5 protein-coding genes are annotated in these 15,043 nt (G+C 69.0%); 1 reads left to right on the top strand and 4 read right to left on the bottom strand.

All coding sequences use genetic code 11. The annotated features are described in order from the left end of the window. Positions 1 to 56: 56 nt before the first annotated feature. Positions 57 to 1,481: an MmgE/PrpD family protein gene (locus BJ970_RS30730; protein ID WP_312864557.1), complete on the bottom strand. Its 1,425-nt coding sequence runs from the start codon at positions 1,479 to 1,481 to the stop codon at positions 57 to 59. Further along, entirely contained in the window at positions 1,478 to 2,311 is an 834-nt protein-coding gene (locus BJ970_RS30725) for an HpcH/HpaI aldolase/citrate lyase family protein (protein ID WP_184730712.1), read from the bottom strand. Before BJ970_RS30725 ends, BJ970_RS30730 begins: the two co-directional genes overlap by 4 nt. A gap of 41 nt (positions 2,312 to 2,352) precedes the next feature. Here BJ970_RS30725 and BJ970_RS30720 point away from each other — a divergent pair, with 41 nt between their 5' ends. Beyond that, positions 2,353 to 3,117, top strand: a complete 765-nt coding sequence (locus BJ970_RS30720) for an alpha/beta fold hydrolase (RefSeq protein WP_312864556.1) — start codon at positions 2,353 to 2,355, stop codon at positions 3,115 to 3,117. A 184-nt stretch (positions 3,118 to 3,301) separates the two neighbouring features. Here BJ970_RS30720 and BJ970_RS30715 read toward each other — a convergent pair whose 3' ends face one another. Both BJ970_RS30715 and BJ970_RS30710 read right to left on the bottom strand, forming a co-directional pair. Then, on the bottom strand, positions 3,302 to 3,760 hold the full coding sequence (locus BJ970_RS30715; protein ID WP_184730710.1) for a nuclear transport factor 2 family protein: 459 nt from the start codon (positions 3,758 to 3,760) through the stop codon (positions 3,302 to 3,304). Beyond that, positions 3,757 to 15,018: a type I polyketide synthase gene (locus BJ970_RS30710; RefSeq protein WP_184730708.1), complete on the bottom strand. Its 11,262-nt coding sequence runs from the start codon at positions 15,016 to 15,018 to the stop codon at positions 3,757 to 3,759. Before BJ970_RS30710 ends, BJ970_RS30715 begins: the two co-directional genes overlap by 4 nt. Between the last annotated feature and the right edge of the window lie 25 nt (positions 15,019 to 15,043).

Genomic DNA, 15,043 nt, shown 5'->3' with positions numbered 1-15,043 from the left:
GCCATGCCGGGAGCCGGCATCGGCTCCGGTCGCAAGCAGACACATCAAGCGGGCAGCTAGCGGTTGTGTGCGGGCTCCAGGCCGCCCAGCGATCGGGTCAGGTCGGTCACTTTCGCGGCTGTGCGCAATCCCCACGCCAGCTCGGCGAGGCGCTCGGCCTGTTCACGGCTCGTCGAGCGCGTCGAGTTGAGCATGAACTTGGTGGTCAGTTCGGCAGCCGACAGCGGGTTGTCCGGTCCGCCGCGGTTGCTCAGTACCGCCTCCTCCCGACGGGATCCGTCGGCCAGCTCGGCGGTGAGGATCGCGGGGAACTGGCGCGGGAAGATCTCGCTGCAGCGGGGGTCCTCGACCACCTGGACATTCGCGGCGAGCGCGAGCCGAACCGGGTCTTTCGCGGCGGCGTCGGTGAAGTCCTCGTGGAACACTCCCAGACCGCCGCCGCCCAGCAGCGCCGAGGCCACGGCGAACGGGCCGCTGAACGCCGCGTGGTAGCCCGACCTCGGGCAGATCTTCTCCGCCCGCGGCTCCGCGATCGTGTGCACCACGGGGCCCGGCACGCCGAGGGTCACCGCGACGATCGACTCCGGAGTCACCCCGGATTCCCGCAGCCGCAAGGCCCCGTCGATGCCGGCGTGGGTGAAGTGGTTGCAGGGATAGGGTTTGAAGAAAATCCCCGGAGTCTCCCAGCGGTCGCCGAGCCCATCGGTGAGCGGGCCGAGATCGGCCCGGTCACCGCAGAATGCCTGGAAGAACCCGAACCTGCCCTCCAACACGGTTGGCGGACCGGTGAGCCCCCGCGCGGCCAGGTCGGCGGCCACCACACCGGCATGCGCCGCCCAGCCGCAGTGCACCCGCTTGACCGTGCCGCCCGTGCGGTTGGCCTCGATCACCCCGGCACCCATGCTGCACGCGATGCCGATCACCGAGGTCAGTGCATCCCCGGCCAGACCCCGCAGCATGCCAGCGGCCACGGCGGCGCCGACCGTGCCGCAGATAGCGGTGGCGTGCTGGCCACGGTCGAAGAACACCGAGTTGTTCGCGGCCGGATCGTATCCGGCCATGCCGAGCCGGCAAGCGATTTCCACGCCGACGGTCGCCGCATCGAGCAGTGCCGGACCAGCCGCGTCCACCTCTTCGGCCACCGCCAACGCGGCCGGGATCACCGACGCGGACGGGTGCAACACCGATGGTAGATGCGTGTCGTCGAAATCCAGGCTGTGGGCGAGGGTGCCGTTGACCAAAGCCGCCGACGGGGTGGGCAAACGCTGCGTCAGACCGATTGCGGTCGCCGCCGGATTACCGCCCCACGCACCGACTGTCGCCGAAACGATCCGGGCCGGTTCGGCACCCACGGCGGCGAGGCTGTTGCCGATCACGTCCACCACACGCCCCGCCATGTCCTCGCGCAACTCGTCGGGCAGACCGGTCCGGGTGACCTCGGCCGCCAGAGCGGCCATTTGCTGCGCCGGAGTTCTCGTCACTTCGCGGATCCCCTCTGCTTAAGCGCGTCGGCCAACTCGACCAGCCAGCGCGCATTGGCGATCAGCGCCGGGTCGACGAACCTGCCCTGATCATCCATCCAGGCCGCGTCCCGCCGGTGACGCGACCGCTCCAGCCGCGTGCGTGCGTCGGCCACCTCGTCGGCGTCGGGGGTGAAGAGGCGGTTGACCACGTCGATCTGCTTGGGGTGCAGCACGGACCGGCCGAAGAAACCCCGGGTCTTGGCGGCCGCGGTGTCCTCGGCGAGCCCGGCCAGGTCCGCGACGTCGGTCCACGCTGCCAGCGGCGGGCTGGGCAGGCCCGCGGCGCGACTGCCGTTGACCACCCGCTGTCGCACCCAGTCCAGGGCTGCGCGGTCACGCACCCTCAGATCCGCCATGAGATCGGCTTCGCCCAGGGAAAGAACCGCGACCAACGGGTGCGCGGTGGCCAGTCGGAAGGCGTTTTCGACGCCGAGCGCGGATTCGATGATCGCGTGCACCGGCAGCCCGGTATCGTCGGCGGCCATCCGGACCAGGTCGGGTTCCTCCGCCTTGGGCAACCGCAGCCCGCCCGCGTCCGTGCCGGCGAACGCGGCAAGGTCCGCTTTGCCCCACGGCGATTCCAGCGCGTTGATTCGCACCCAGACCGGCTTGGGGTGCCGGATCCCCAGCGCCGCCACGGCGTTGTCCCGCGCGACGTCCTTCGCATCGGCCGGGACCGCATCCTCCAGGTCGAGCACGACGGCGTCAGCCGCTCCGGCCATCGCCTTGGCCAGCAATTCGGTCTTGTGCGCTGGGACGTACAGCCAGCTGCGGGTAAGTTCGATCATCGCGCACCCACCGATCGGCGAGCAGGAGTACGGTTCGCCGGGTGCTCGATCTTCCAGTGCACTACTTCCCCGGTCGCGACGGCACGCGCCTGGCCTACCGGGAGCTCGGCCAGGGGCGCCCGCTCGTGCTGCTGCATGGTTTCTTCTCGCTCGCGACGCAGAATTGGGTGCGCCCCGGCCACGCCGAAACGATCGCGGCGCGCAGTCATCGCGTGATCATGCCGGACCTCCGGGGGCACGGTGACAGTGCGAAGCCACACGAGATCTCCTCCTATCCTCGCGACGTGCTGGCCGACGACGGTTTCGCGTTGGTCGAGCACCTCGGGCTCGACGGCTACGACCTCGGCGGCTATTCGTTGGGCGGACGGACCGTGATCAGGATGCTGGCGCGCGGCGCGATGCCCGAGCGCGCGATCGTGGCGGGGCAGGGCATGCACGAGATTACCGGCCTGGGCGGCGGTGTCGGGACGTTCCTCCGCCGCGTGTTCGGTGGCCTCGGCACGTTCGCGCCCGGCTCGCCGGAGTGGAAGGCCGAGCGGTGGCTCAGGTCCGTCGACGGCGATCCGGTGGCGCTCCAGCACGTGCTGGACACCGTCGTCAACACGACGCCCGATGCCGTCGCGCGGATTCAGGTGCCGACGCTGGTGGTGGCGGGAGCCGATGATGACCGCGACGGGTCGACACCGGCGCTGGCCGCCGCTTTGCCGCGCGGCAGCCACGCCGTGGTGCCCGGGGACCATACGACCGCCACCGCCGCGCCCGAACTCGCCGCGGCCATCGTGGCCTTCCTTGGGTCTGTTTTATAAGCGGCGAAAGCCGCTTGCGGTGTGGGACTCAGCTCGCACCGCCTGCCCACAGGGTCCCAAACCGTCCAGGCGTCGCCTGGCGAGGACAGCCCCAGCGCCGTGTATTTGGGCATACATCAGTCGGGGATCCCCCTGTCACGTCTGGACCGCCAGGCGGCGACGGTAACTCCCGCAGAGTCGCCGATCAGTAGCGGCGCTCGCCGTCGGCGTTGATTGGCGACCACCACTGGTTGTAGTTCGTGGCACCGTCGCCGAAAATGCCGCCGTATCCCTCGACGACCTTGCCGTTGTCCCACTTGAGCATTTGCACCCCGGAGATGTCGAGCACGTCGAAGGGGGAGGCGCTGCCCTCCGGCGCTCCGTCGCGCACGGCGTGAATCCTGTTGGCGTCGATGGAATAGCCGTCCTCGTTGTTGATGAGCAAGGTGATCGGCCGCATGTGCCACGACCCGCCGGATGCCTCCAGCATGCCTTGGACGTAGGCCATGAAGTCGTCGATTCCCACGCGCCAGCCTGCCTGGGCATGGTTGCCCGGCGCGAGGAAGCGCAGGTCTTCCGACCAGTACAGCGCCGTCTTCTCCCGGTTCCCGGAGCTCACCGCCGCATAGGCGGCGGCGACCAACTCAGGGGTTATTTCCGTCATTCGCGTTCTCCTTCTCGTCGGGCTGTCCGGTCATGGGCCATCGGGTGAGGGCCATCGGGTGCGGGGAGGTCGGTGAGCCATGCGTCGACCGTCCGCGCGGTGGTTCCGGCGTGTTCCTCCATGATCGTGAAGTGATCTCCGGGGGCCTCGGCTCGCGCGTCGCACAGCGACCAGGTCGGCCCCCAATCCGATTCCGCGAGCGGGGCCCCGGTCTCGTCCGGCAGGGGATCCCTGGCGCGAACGAACAACGCGGGGGTGTTGATCGAGCGCGGTTCCCAGTCGCCGAACACCTCGAAGTAGCCGCCCATCGCGGTCAGCGACACGTGGTCCATGGACACGAACTGCTCGCGCCGGGAGAACAGCCCACCGGTGAACGCCTTCTGCAGGCGGGGGTTCATTTCGAGCGGCAGGTAAGTGTCCACCAGGATCACAGCGTTCGCGGGCTGGCCCCACCGTTCCAGCCGTTCGGCGACCGCGTGCGCGATCCAGCCGCCGGAGGAGTAGCCGAGCAGGGCGACCGGCGCTCCGTTTGCGTGGTCGAGTGCGGCTTGCGCCTGCGACTCGACCAGTGCGTCGACGCTGCCGGGCAGCTGTTCCCCAGCGAGGAAGCCAGGTTCGGGCAGTACCACGGTGTCGCGGGAGTCCTGGAGTGCCGCGGCGAAGCGTGCGTATTGGTGGGCACCGGACATCGCCACCACCGCGGGGAAGCAGAGCAGCGTGGGAGTGCGCGGTCCGCGTGCCAGCGGAACCGGGTGCGGGCGCTGGCGCAATTCGTCGGGCGAGTGGAAGGCGGCGCGCAACCGCGCCGCGTGCCGGACGAGCTCCATGCCCTCCTCGATCCGTCCTTGCTCGCACGCCTGCCGGAAATACGCGCCGAGGGTGTCCACTGCCGTGGAATGCTCGGCCCGCGCCCCGTCGTCCAGCTCGTTCCACAGGAACCGGGCGAGCGCGGGTGGCGTCGGGTGGTCGAACACGACCGTGCCCGGCAGCCGCAGCCCGGTGACCCGTTCCAGGCGGTTGCGCAGCTCGACCGCGGTCAGCGAATCGAAGCCGAGCTCGGTGAACGCGCGGTCGACGCCGACCTCCTCGGCGTCGCGGTAGCCGAGCACGGCAGCGACCTCCCCCCGGAGCAGGTCGAGCAGCGCTTCCTCCCGCTCGTCGACGGCTAGGTCGGCCAGCCGCGTGCGCAATTCGCGCGGGTCTCGGTTCTCGGTGGCCTCATGCCTCCGTGACGTTCGCGGTTTCGGCCGCACCAGGCCATGCCAGATGCGCGGAAGCGCTTCCCGGTCGGCCGCGGCACGCAGCACCGAGGTGTCGACTCGGACCGGCACGAGCACCGGTTCCGGCCTGGCCAGCGCGACATCCAACAGGGCAAGCCCCTCGGCGGGCGAAAACGGAACCACACCACCGCGTTCGAGCCGGTGGCGATCGGCCGCCATGCCGCCTTCGACGTCCCACGGTCCCCACGCGAGCGACAGGCCCGCGAGTCCCTTGGCCCTGCGGTGCGCGGCCAGCGCGTCGAGGAAGGTGTTGCCCGCGGCATAGGCGCCCTGGCCCGCCGAGCCGAGCGTGCCCGCCGCGGACGAGAACAGGACGAATGCCGCGAGGTCCAGGTCTTCGGTCAGCTCGTGAAGATGCCAAGCCGCGTCGACCTTCGGTCGCAGGACCCGGGCCAGGCGCTCTGCGGTGAGTGACCCGAGCACCCCGTCGTCGAGCACACCCGCGCAATGCACAACGGCGCGCAGTGGCCGATCCTCGGGGATGGTGTCGAGCAGCGACGCGACAGCGCAACGATCGGCGGCGTCGCACGCGGCGGAAGTGACATGGGCCCCGGCGCTTGCCAGTTCATCGACGAACGTCGTCATGCCGAGGCCCGCGTTTCCGCTGCGGCTGATGAGCAGGAGATCCCGGACGCCGCGAGTGAGCACCAGGTGGCGTGCCACCGTCCGGCCGAGCGCGCCGGAGGCGCCAGTGATCAGCACAGTGCCGTCGGTGAGGTCCACCGCCGAGGTTTCGGCGGCCGCAGCGGGAACCAGCCTGGGCACCCGCACCGCGCCCTGTTGCAGCGCCGCCTCCGGCTCGCCGGAAGCGAGCACAGCGGCGAGCTCGGGCCAGCTGATCTCCGGTGCTTCGGGATCGAGATCGATCAGCGTCAGACGCCCGGGGTGCTCGGCCTGTGCGGCACGGACCAGGCCCCAGATCGATGCGTAGGCAGGGTGCGGGTGCGGGCCGGTGGCACCACGGGTCACCAGGACCAGTTGTGCGGACCTGAAGTGTTCGTTCGCAAGCCAGTCCCGCAGCAGCTCGACGGTGCCGGTGACCAGCCGGTTGGCCAGGGCAGGTATGCCCCCTACCGTATGGGGCTCGGTGCGGGGCACGAAGACCCGTTCCACGGCCGCCCCAGACTCCGCGACTGTCTCGCTGAGCTTTGCCAGGTCTGGATAGGACTCCACGGGGGTGCCGCTGTCGCGCAACGCGCGGGACAAGCTGGTTTCGCCCTCGCCGACCACTGCCCAGCCGGCGGCGGGTGTGACCGCGCCAGCCGCTCCGAGTTTCCGCCATTCCACGGCGAACAGCGAACGATGGACCGTTGCCATTGCCTCCACCGGTCGAAGGGTCAGCTCCGCCACCCTGCCGACCGATCGTCCGTCCACACCGGACAAGTGAAGGGAGATACCGCTCCCGCCGGTGGACTCCAGTCGTCCTCGGAGGGCGTGCGCACCGGGGGTGGCTACGCGCACGCCGCGCCACGCGAATGGCAGTGCGGCGCCCGTTTCGGCGAAGTCACCGAGCCCCACTGCATGCAGCACCGAATCGAGCAGCGCGGGATGCACGACGTGCCGGCCACCCGTGTCCGCCAGGTCTTCCGGCAAGGACACCTCGACGTAAAGGTCGTCCGCGCGCCGCCACGCGGCACGCAGCCCGCGGAAAGCCGGGCCGTAGCGCAGACCCTTTTCTGCCAGCTCTTCATATACCGCATCGAGGCCGAGCGGCACGGCGCCGGGCGGCGGCCAGTGCTCGGCGGACTCCTCGGACACATCCTCCTCGGCGTGTCTGAGCACCGCGGTCGCGTTCCGGACCCAGGGGTGTTCATCGGATGCTCGCCCATGAGATTCTCGGGAATGAATGCGTGCCGTTCGCCGTCCTGCCGTGTCCGCGGCTCCGACGGTGAGCTGAATGTCCACCGCGCCTCGTTCGGGGATGACCAGTGGCGTTTCCAATGTCAGATCATCGAGCACGTCGTTTCCGAGGTGCGCGCCCGCATGGAGAGCCAGATCGACGAAGGCCGTGCCGGGCAACAGGATTTGATCGCCCACGGCGTGGTCGGCGAGCCACGGATGTGCCGCGAGAGAGACCCGGCCGGAGAAGACCACGGCGTCCGCATCCGGGGTGCCTGCCACCGCGTCGAGCAGCGGGTGATGGGTGCGGTCGAGCCCGATCGTGTGAGGGTCAGCGGGGGTGGGGTGGTGGTGCAGCCAGTAGCGGGCGTGTTGGAAGGGGTAGGTGGGCAGCGGGGTCGCGCGAGCCCCGGATTGCGCGTAGTGGTTTTGCCAATCGGGGCTGATTCCGTGCGCCACGAGCTGGCCGAGTGCGGTGGTGAGAGCCGCTGCTTCGGGTTGGTCGTGGCGTTGGGAGGCGACGGCGGTGTTGGGCAGGTGCGGGGTCAGGGTGTTGGCTGGGCCGATTTCGAGGAAGGTGGTGGCGTGGGTGTTGAGCGTGCTGGCGGCGCGGGCGAATTGCACGGTGTGCCGGGCGTGCTGGACCCAGTGGTCGGGGTTGGCCAGCGTGGTGTCGTCGATGAGTTGCCCGGTGCGGGTCGAGACGATCGGCACCGTGGCGGGCTGGGCCTTCAGTTTCGCCGCGGTGTCGCGGAATTCGGCGAGGATGGACTCCATCAGCGGTGAGTGGAAGGCGTGCGAGACGCGGAGCCAGGTAGTTCGGTGGCCGTTGTCGCGCAGTGATTCGGTGATCGTCGCGAGGGCGCTGCGGTCGCCGGAGAGGACCAGCGAAGTGGGGCTGTTGATGGCGGCAACGGAGACTGCGTTCTCGTGCCCGGTGTGGTAGGCGGCGATGGCGTTCTCGGATGCGGTGATCGCTACCATCGCGCCACCGGGCGGGAGGGATTGCATGAGTCGGCCGCGTGCGCAGATGAGTGCGGCCGCATCGGACAGGGAGAGCGCTCCGGCGGTGTGCGCGGCGGTGATTTCGCCGATGGAATGACCGGCGAGGATCGTCGGTTGGACGCCCCAGTACCGCCAGAGTTGGTAGAGGGCGGTTTGGTATGCGAAGAGCGCGGGTTGTGCGTACTGGGTCTGGTTGATCAGTTCGGGGTCTTCGCCGAACACTGCGTCGCGCAGGGGGCGGGGTAGGTGTGGGTCGATTGCGGCGCAGGCGGTGTCGAAGGCGTCGGCGAAGGCGGGATAGGTCTCGTAGAGTTGGTGTCCCATGCGGTGTCGTTGGGAACCTTGGCCGGAGAAGACCATTGCCAGGCTGTTCTCGGCGGCCCGCCCGGTGTGCAGGTCGGGGTGGTCGGTGCCTTGGGCCAGCGCGGCAAGCGCTTGGGCGCCTTGGGCGAGATCGCTGGTGACGATCACGGCACGTTCCGCTAACGCGGCTCGGGTGGTGGCCAGCGAGTAGCCCACGTCGAGGATCGAGTCGTCGTCGGTGAGACGTTCGGCCAGCCGGGCGGCCTGGGCGCGCAACGCGGACTTTGTGTGCGCGGACAGCAACCACGGCACCGCAGCCGGGTGTGCGACCGGGTTTTCGCTTCTTGGTGGTTGCGCCGGAGCCGTTTCTGCCGGTGGTTGTTCGAGGATGACGTGGGCGTTGGTGCCGCTGATGCCGAAGGAGGAGATGGCGGCGCGGCGGGGTCGGCCGGTGTCGGGCCATTGCTGGTTTTGGGTCAGGAGTTCTATCGCGCCGGTGTTCCAGTCGACTTCGGGTGTGGGTTGGTCGATGTGGAGGGTTTGGGGGAGGGTGCCGTGGTGCATGGCTTGGATCATTTTGATGATGCCGGCGATGCCGGCGGCGGCTTGGGTGTGGCCGATGTTGGATTTGATGGATCCGAGCCATAGTGGTGTTTGGCGGTTGTGGCCGTAGGTGGCTAGGAGTGCTTGTGCTTCGATGGGGTCGCCGAGTCGGGTTCCGGTTCCGTGTGCTTCGACGGCGTCTACTTCGGACGGTGCTAGTCCGGCGTTGGCCAGGGCTTGCCGGATGACTCGTTGCTGGGAGGGTCCGTTGGGGGCGGTGAGTCCGTTGGAGGCGCCGTCCTGGTTGATGGCGGAGCCGCGGACGACGGCCAGTACGGGGTGGTGGTTGCGGTGGGCGTCGGAGAGTCGTTCTAGTAGGACGATGCCGATGCCTTCGCCCCAGCCGGTGCCGTCGGCGGTGCTGGAAAACGCCTTGCACCGGCCATCGGCGGAAAGCCCGCGCTGGCGGCTGAACTCGATGAACGCCGCCGGCGTGGCCATCACGGTCACCCCGCCGGCCAACGCCAGGTCGCATTCGCCGTTGCGCAGCGATTGCGCCGCCAGATGCAGCGCGACCAGGGACGAGGAACATGCGGTGTCGATGGTGATTGCCGGACCTTGGAGGCCGAAGGCGTAGGAAATGCGACCGGAGGCGATGCTGGGGGCGCTGCCATTGCCGAGGTTCCCGCTGGAGTGGGTCGTGTCGTCGCTGAAGCGGGTGGCGTAGTCGCTGTACATGACTCCGGCGAACACGCCGGTGCGGGTGCCGTGCAGCGATGTTGGGTCGATGGTGGCGCGTTCGAGGGCTTCCCAGGTGGTTTCGAGCAGGAGCCGTTGCTGCGGGTCCATGGCGTGCGCTTCGCGGGGAGAGATCCCGAAGAGTGCGGGGTCGAACTCCGCGGCGTTGTGCAGGAAACCACCCTCCCGCACATAACTCGACCCGGGCGACTCCCCGTCCGGGTCGTAGATCCTCGCCTCGTCCCAGCCGCGATCGGTGGGAAACGGCGAGATCGCGTCCGCGCCCGTCGCCACCAGCCGCCACAGCTCTTCCGGGTTATCGACGCCGCCGGGATAGCGGCAAGCCATGCCGATGATGACGATCGGGTCGTCGTCGGCCGATCGCACCGAGATCGATTCGACGGCTCGCTCCGGTGCGCCGAGCAGCTGAGTGCGCAGGTGCCGGGCGAGCGCGATCGGGGTCGGGTGGTCGAACACCAGCGTCGCGGGCAGCCGTAATCCCGTCGCGGAGTTCAGGCGGTTGCGGAACTCCACGGACGTCAGCGAATCGAACCCGAAATCCCCGAAAGCCCGGGCGGGCTCGACCGAATCCGGATCCGTGTGCCCGAGGACCCCCGCAACCTGGCCGCGAACCAAGCCGAGGAGGGTGTCATCCTGTTCCACTTCGGACATCCGGTGCAGCCGGTCGGCCAGGGTGGAAGCGTCTGGTTCCCCTTGCGCCGCACGGCGCGGAGTCGTCGGAACCAGCTTCCGGAGCAGCGCGGGAACCGCGCCTCCCCGGCTGGCGGCGAGCGCTCGCGCATCCAGATGCATGGGCAGTACAACGCTCTCGCCGCTCGCGAGTGCGGCGTCGAAGAGGCGTAGACCTTCCTCCTCCGTCAACGCCCTAATGCCTGCGGGCAATGCGTCGAGGTCGCCGGTCATGCCGGTGTTCCAGGGGCCCCAGGCGATGGTGGTGGTGTTGGGGTGGTGGTGGGCGAGTGCGTCGAGGTAGGCGTTGGCGGCGGCGTAGTTGGCTTGGCCTGGGGTGCCGAGGGTGGCGGCGGCGCTGGAGAAGTGGATGTGGGTGGTGTTGGGGTGGGTGTGGGTGTGGAGGTGGTGTGCGGCGGTGGTTTTGGGGGTGAAGGTGTGGTGGAGGTGGTGGGGGGTTTGGTGGGTGAGGGTGGCGTCGTGGAGGGTGCCTGCGCAGTGGATGATGATGGTGGGGGGTGGGATGGTGTTGAGGGTGTGGGTGATGTGGTGGGGGTTGGTGAGGTCGCAGGTGTGGTGGGTGAGGTGGGTGTTGTTGATGGTGGTGGGTGGGTTGTGGGGTGGGTTTCGGCTGAGGAGGTGGAGGTGGTGGGGTTGGTGGGTGTGGATGAGGTGGTGGGTGATGAGGGTGCCGAGTGCTCCGGTGGCGCCGGTGATGAGGATGGTGTCGTGGGTCCAGTTGGGTGGGGTGTGGTGTGGTGGTGTGGTGTGGGTGAGTCGGGGTGTGTGGGTTGTGCCGTTGCGGAGTGCGATTTGTGGTTCACCACACGCCAACGCCGTAGCGATCGGCCGAAGTGGCGAGGCATCGGTGTCGTCCAGGTCGACCAAGAGGAACCGATCGGGGTGCTCGGACTGGGCGGAACGCATCAACCCCCAGACGGCGGCGTTGGCCAATGCGGCCGGCACGTCCGCCGCGGTGTCCGAATCAAGCAGCAGGGCGCTTCGGGTGATGAGGGCCAGTCGCGACGCGGCGAACCTGTCGTCGGCGAGCCACTGCTGAGCCAACTCCAGGGCCTTGACCGCGGCCCGTTCCGCTTTGTCCTCGGTGTCGCCTTCTGGCGGAACGAACGGAACCAGCACGACCTCCGGGACCGGCTTACCGTCGTCGATGGCGCGGCCGAGCTCGCTCAGATCTCCATACTCGTCCGCCTGGCCGGCGAACTGCGCATCGGTGGTGATGGCCGCCCATCTTCCGGGCGGTGTGGGCCGGTCGAGGTCGGGCAGCGGCACCCACGACACGCGATACAGCGAACGCGTCGCGGCCGAAGGCAGTCCCTCCTCGGGAATCGGGCGAAGATGCAGACGGGCCACGGTGAGCACGGGGCGCCCGGTCTGATCCGCGAGCACGAGCGACACGGCATCGGGCCCCGCTGGGGAAATCCGGACTCGCAGCTCCCGGGCATTGACCGCATGCAGGGAGACGTCCGTCCACGAGAACGGTATGGACGAGTGCTCGCCGGGCTGCGTGCTGAGGCCGATCGCGTGCAGGGCCGAGTCCAGCAGGGCGGGGTGCAGCGCGAAGCGATCGGCGTCCGCCAGCTGATCGTCTCCTAGCGCGACGTCGGCGAAGATCTCCCCGTCTCGTTGCCAAGCCCCGCGCAGTCCTTGGAACGCCGGACCGTACCGGAGATCGGCCGGGCCGTCAGACCCGTAGAATCCGTTGATGTCAAGGGGAACCGTCCCGGTCGGCGGCCACTGGGTGAGCATTTCGGCGGGCTGCGGGGTCTGGCCGGTGAGCCGTCCTTCGGCATGCTTCGTCCACGGCTGGTCGAAGGACGCGTCGGCCTCGCGCGTGAAGATGCTGACCGGCCGCCCGCCGTCCCCGTCGGGTTCCCCGAGCAAGGTCTGGACGTGGAGTGCGCTGTCCGTGAGCACGAGTGGGGCGCCGAGCGTGAGTTCGGCCAGGTGCGGGTGTCCGGCCTGCTGCCCGGCGTGGAGCGCGAGTTCGACCAATGCGGCGCCGGGCACCACCACCCGGTCCAGCACGGTGTGATCGGCAAGCCACGGGTGCGAGGTAAGCGAAAGGCTGCCGGTGAGCAGCATCCGGTCGCCCTCGGCGAGACCGACCGCGGCGGTGAGCAGCGGGTGATCCGATCCCAGCAGGCCGGCCGCCGACACATCGGTCGCCGCGCTCTCGGCCGATTCCAGCCAGTAGCGTTTGCGGGCGAACGGATAGGTCGGCAGCGCGGTCGTGCAGGCTCCGGAGTTCGCGTAGAGGTTTCGCCAGTCGGGCAAGCTTGCGCGGGTGATGAGTTTCCCGAGAGCGGTTGCGAGGGCCGCTGATTCGGCGTCGTTGTGGCGGAGCGAGGAGAGTGCGTCGTCGGGCAGATGAGGGGTGAGGCTGGCGCTGGGGCCCACTTCGAGAAAGGTGGTGGCGTGGTGGCTGAGGGCGGTGATGGCCTCGGCGAAACGGACGGTGTGCCGGGCGTGGCGGACCCAGTATTCGGGCTGGGAGAGGGTGTCGTCGTCGACGAGTTGTCCGGTGACGGTGGAGACCATCGGCAGCGTGGGGGATGAATAGTTCAAGGCTGCCGCGATGTCGCGGAATTCGGGGAGGACGGGATCGATCAGTGGCGAGTGGAATGCATGTGACACCCGCAGCCAGGTGACCCGGTTTCCTGCGGCACGCAGCGATCCGGCGATCGAGGTCAGCGTGGCGTGGTCGCCGGAGAGGACGAGGGAATTCGGACCGTTGATCGCGGCGATACCAACTTTGTCCGCATTTCCGGCCAGAAGCTTGAGGACGTCGTCTTCGGTGGCGTCGATGGCCACCATCGCGCCACCGGGGGGAAGGGATTGCATGAGGCGACCGCGCGCGCACACCAGCGTCGCCGCGTCGGTAAGCGACAGCACACCGGCAATGTGGGCGGCGGCGATTTCGCCGACAGAGTGCCCGGCGACGATCGACGGCTGGATTCCCCAGTGCTGCCACAGGCGGCAGATGGCCACCTCGATGGCGAACAGCGCCGGCTGCGCGTACTGGGTTCGATTGATCGGCTCGCCGTCGGTGCCGAACACGACGTTCGCCAGCGGGTGCGGCAGATGCGGGTCGATCTCGGCGCAGACGGCGTCGAAGGCGTCGGCGAACACCGGAAAGGTTTCGTAGAGCTCTCGTCCCATGCCCAGGCGCTGGGAGCCTTGGCCGGAGAACACCATCGCCAGACCACCCTCGCCGGCCCGTCCGGTGAGGACGGCGGCGGGTGCCTCACCGGCTGCGAAGGCGCTCAACGCCCGCCTGCGCTCGGCGGTGCTTCCGGCCAGGAGTACGGCACGTTCGTCGAATGCGGTGCGGGCCGTGCCCAGCGAGTAGCCGACGTCCAGCACCGGCGCCTCATCGGTAAGGTGCTCGGCCAGCTGCGCGGCCTGGGCGCGCAAATCGGTCTCGGTGCGCGCGGACAACACCCACGGCACGACAGGCGGGGTGACCACCGGCTCGGCCGGGGAATCAGCCGCATCCGGTGCCTGTTCCAGAATCACGTGTGCGTTGGTGCCGCTGAAACCGAAGGACGACACGGCGGCGCGTCGTGGCACGCGCTGCGGCCAGGGCACCTTTTCGGTGAGCAGCGAAACGGCACCGGACTCCCAGTCGACCTCGGGCGTGGGCTCCGCTATGTGGAGGGTGCGGGGCAGGATGCCCTGGTGCATGGCCTGGACCATTTTGATGATGCCTGCGATGCCGGCGGCGGCCTGGGTGTGGCCGAGGTTGGACTTGATGGATCCCAGCCACAGGGGTGTTTCGCGGTTCTGGCCGTAGGTGGCCAGGAGTGCTTGTGCTTCGATGGGATCGCCGAGGCGAGTGCCCGTGCCGTGGGCCTCGACGGCGTCCACCTGGTCGGCGCGCAGTCCCGCGTCGACGAGCGCGTCACGGATCACGCGTTGTTGGGATGGCCCGTTAGGCGCGGTCAACCCGTTGGACGCGCCGTCCTGGTTGACTGCGCTGCCGCGGATGATCGCGAGCACCGGGTGTCCGTTGCGCTGGGCATCCGAAAGGCGCTCTACGAGCAGCATTCCGGCGCCCTCCGCCCACCCGGTCCCGTCGGCGGTGCTGGAAAACGCCTTACAGCGGCCATCCGGGGCGAGGCCCTGCTGCCGGCTGAAGTCGACGAACGGGGCCGGGCTCGCCATCACCGTCGCGCCGCCGACCAGCGCGGCCGAACACTCCGATCGGCGCAATGCCCGGCAGGCCAGGTGCAGGGCGACCAGCGATGACGAACACGCCGTGTCGATGGTGACGGCGGGCCCCTCCAGCCCCAGGGTGTAGGCGAGCCTGCCGGAGGCGATGCTGCCCGAGTTGCCCGTGCCCAGATAGCCCTGGACCACCTCCGGGATCGCGGGAAGACGTGACGCGTAGTCGTGGTACATGACCCCGACGAACACGCCGGTCCGGCTGCCGCGCAACGATCCAGGGACGATTCCGGAACGCTCCACCGCCTCCCACGAGGTCTCCAGCAGCAACCGCTGCTGCGGATCCATCGCCAGCGCCTCCCGCGGCGAGATCCCGAAGAAGTCCGCATCGAATTCCGCCGCATCGTAGAGGAATCCGCCCTCGTGGGTGTCGCTGGTGATCGAGGCGAGATCCCAGCCGCGGTCGCGCGGGAATTCGTCGATTGCGTCCTGCTCCGCGGCGACCAGCCGCCACAGCTGTTCGGGAGCGCGCACGCCGCCCGGAAACCGGCACGCCATGCCGATGACGGCGATCGGCTCGCGGTCACGTTCCTCGGCGCAGCGCAGCCGTTGCTTGGTGTCCCGCAGTTCGGTGGTGAGCCGCTTGAGGTACTGGAGCGTCTTCTCCTCGTTCACGTCACTTCCGTTCCGGTCCGGCGTT

This window comes from Saccharopolyspora phatthalungensis (genome assembly GCF_014203395.1).
Taxonomy (GTDB): Bacteria; Actinomycetota; Actinomycetes; order Mycobacteriales; family Pseudonocardiaceae; genus Saccharopolyspora; species Saccharopolyspora phatthalungensis.
The sequence above is the reverse complement of the archived record's forward strand: the minus strand, read 5'-3'. Positions and strand labels throughout refer to the sequence as shown.

Excerpts from the sequence above, each read along its gene's own strand:
- BJ970_RS30725 (WP_184730712.1), bottom strand. The coding sequence starts at position 2,311 with ATGATCGAACTTACCCGCAGCTGGCTGTACGTCCCAGCGCACAAGACC.
- BJ970_RS30715 (WP_184730710.1), bottom strand. The coding sequence starts at position 3,760 with ATGACGGAAATAACCCCTGAGTTGGTCGCCGCCGCCTATGCGGCGGTG.